We start from the raw sequence: 2,179 nt of genomic DNA, 5'->3' as shown, positions 1-2,179 counted from the left end.
GTACTCGTACTGGATCTTGCGCCCCAGCGGGTCGGTTTCTTCGAGCAGGCGGGCGAACTCGTCGTACTGGAACGTGAGCCGGTTGCCGTGCGGCGGGCTCAGGCCGACCATGTTGCCCTACTCGCCTTGATCTATGGGATAACTTAAACTGCCAAGTTCCACAACTGGATGCGACGGAGTTGTGCTCGCTGCACTAATTTTCCAGTAAGGCCTAGCAGAACAATGGGCCACCTGAGTTTAGATAGCACCAACGTTGCCTCACAGCTTTAAAGAGCCTTCCCAACTATCTGACAACCGCATCTCACACTGACCTTACAAGCAACTCAAAATACAATCAAATATCATTTAATTCTGCCCACGCGTCGTATGTATAATGTTCATCAATAGCCTCAAATGCAAGACCCTTCAAATCGCCTGCAGCAGACTTAAAGCTGTCACTGCAGAATAACTCTAAAGTTTCCTGACATCTAAAAATATCCGCATCCAGCGTTGGAGAGATGACAAATTTCTTAATACTATCAATACTCACAGAGCCTGGATAAATCGGACTTTCAATTTCGACGCCGCTCTCCATGTCTTTAGATACCTCAAATACCGACTTGGCTTTATCTAATGCCGCCAGGCTTTCACCAGGAAGAAATATAAAAAACTCATCTTTCCGAGAATCCCCCTCAAAGGAAATCTCCAATGGGATAGCCTTGTACTTTGCTCCCAGCTTATCGCAGACACCTAAAAATTTTTTGGAGACAAAAGTCTCACCCAATTGGTAATAGTCAAAATCCAGATCACCAAGCGACATTTCCAAACCAGAAAGCTCTAATGAATATCTGTTCTCTATGTTTAGCGCCATCGGATTGAGCTCGAAAGAATCCCACTCAAACTCATCACAATTGAAAAAGCCCGACAATACAATAGGACAGCCACTATCCTGCGAGCAGTATCGCATAACGTAATATTTGGAACTGCTCACAAAAGCCTCCCAGTGACAGCATCTACTACAAAATTATTATTCATGAGATTTTCTCTTGCGAAATTCTGAATCTTTCCAATACCCAGCACCAACTGAGTATCAGAAACTTTGCCAGCCCTAAATGCATCATTCAAAGCCGAGACTTTAGTCTCCACTACTTTTGTATATTCAGCATGATTAGACCAGTGCCCTGGGAGGTCAATTTTCTCCGTCAGTTTTTTGCTACCAGGCAAGAATATTCCATTGGATGCGCCGTCGTCGCCAAAGCCCATTGATCGAAGCTTGTTAAACATTTTTGCATAACGCGGCTTCTTCATGATTCCTTCAGGGATGAGGTGATGATTCGCCATGCCATCACCCTTCCTGGCCCCCATATTGTTGTCCAGCTTTGTCGAGCACCATCCTAGCGGGTCAACTTCTTGAATTGGATCTGTAGCATATGAATAAACATTAATGCCACCACCCAACCCTATGGGGTCTTGGGTAATGAAACGCCCAACCTCGGAATCATAGAATCTGAACGTATTGTAGTGCAGTCCCGTTTCACTATCAAAGTATTGACCTTGGAAGCGGAGATTCTGCTCGATTTCACTAATGGCCAGCTGCTCTATCTCCCCCCAAGAACGATAGATCGCTTGCCAAACGATCTGGCCTTCGCTATCCGTCAGCTCCAGCGGCGTACCAATCTGGTCCGTATGGAAGTAGTAGACCTTCTGTTCTTCCCCTTCAACCTGATCCACGCGCGCCAACGGCGCATAGCTACCCGGCTCATACAGGTACAAAATGCTCTGACCAGGCGTTGCCTCCCGCAACATCCTCAACCCTTGCCACAGGAAGCGTTTCTGTTCGACTTCGCCGTTGATCTCAGCCTGCTTGGCCACCCGCCGCCCCAGGCTGTCATACCGGTATTGCCCGGTACTCTCCAGCTTGCCGTTAACCAGCGTCTGCGCCCGAACCAGCCGGTTCTCGCAGTCGTAAATAAAACTCTGCAGCTTGCTGTGCCCCGACCGCTTCTCGATCAGGTTGCCCCACGGGTCGTAGCGGTACTCCTGATCGCGCCACTGCTTGATCCGGTTGTCCTTGACCTTGTCGAACTGCCGCGCATTGAAGTCCAGGCGGTTCGCGGCGGCGTCGTAGCGGAACTCTTCGCTGCCCACCAGCGAGCCGGTATCGCGGCTGCGCAACTGCCCGTTGGCTTCGTACTCGTAC

At 49.2% G+C, this 2,179-nt stretch carries 2 protein-coding genes and 1 pseudogene; all 3 read right to left on the bottom strand.

The window, feature by feature from the left end:
* Nucleotides 1–117 (bottom strand): annotated as a pseudogene (locus ACK59H_RS22835) (RHS repeat domain-containing protein); the annotation flags it as partial.
* Between the two features lie 217 nt (nucleotides 118–334).
* A complete protein-coding gene (locus ACK59H_RS22830) occupies nucleotides 335–970 on the bottom strand; it encodes an imm11 family protein (protein WP_261745546.1) in 636 nt (211 codons plus the stop codon).
* Nucleotides 967–2,179 (bottom strand): RHS repeat-associated core domain-containing protein (locus ACK59H_RS22825; protein ID WP_409264976.1); only part of this gene is annotated, 1,213 nt, incomplete at its 5' end. The genes ACK59H_RS22830 and ACK59H_RS22825, both read right to left, overlap by 4 nt.

The organism is Pseudomonas sp. KCJK9000 (genome assembly GCF_046230725.1).
Taxonomy (GTDB): Bacteria; Pseudomonadota; Gammaproteobacteria; order Pseudomonadales; family Pseudomonadaceae; genus Aquipseudomonas; species Aquipseudomonas promysalinigenes.
The sequence above is the reverse complement of the archived record's forward strand: the minus strand, read 5'-3'. Positions and strand labels throughout refer to the sequence as shown.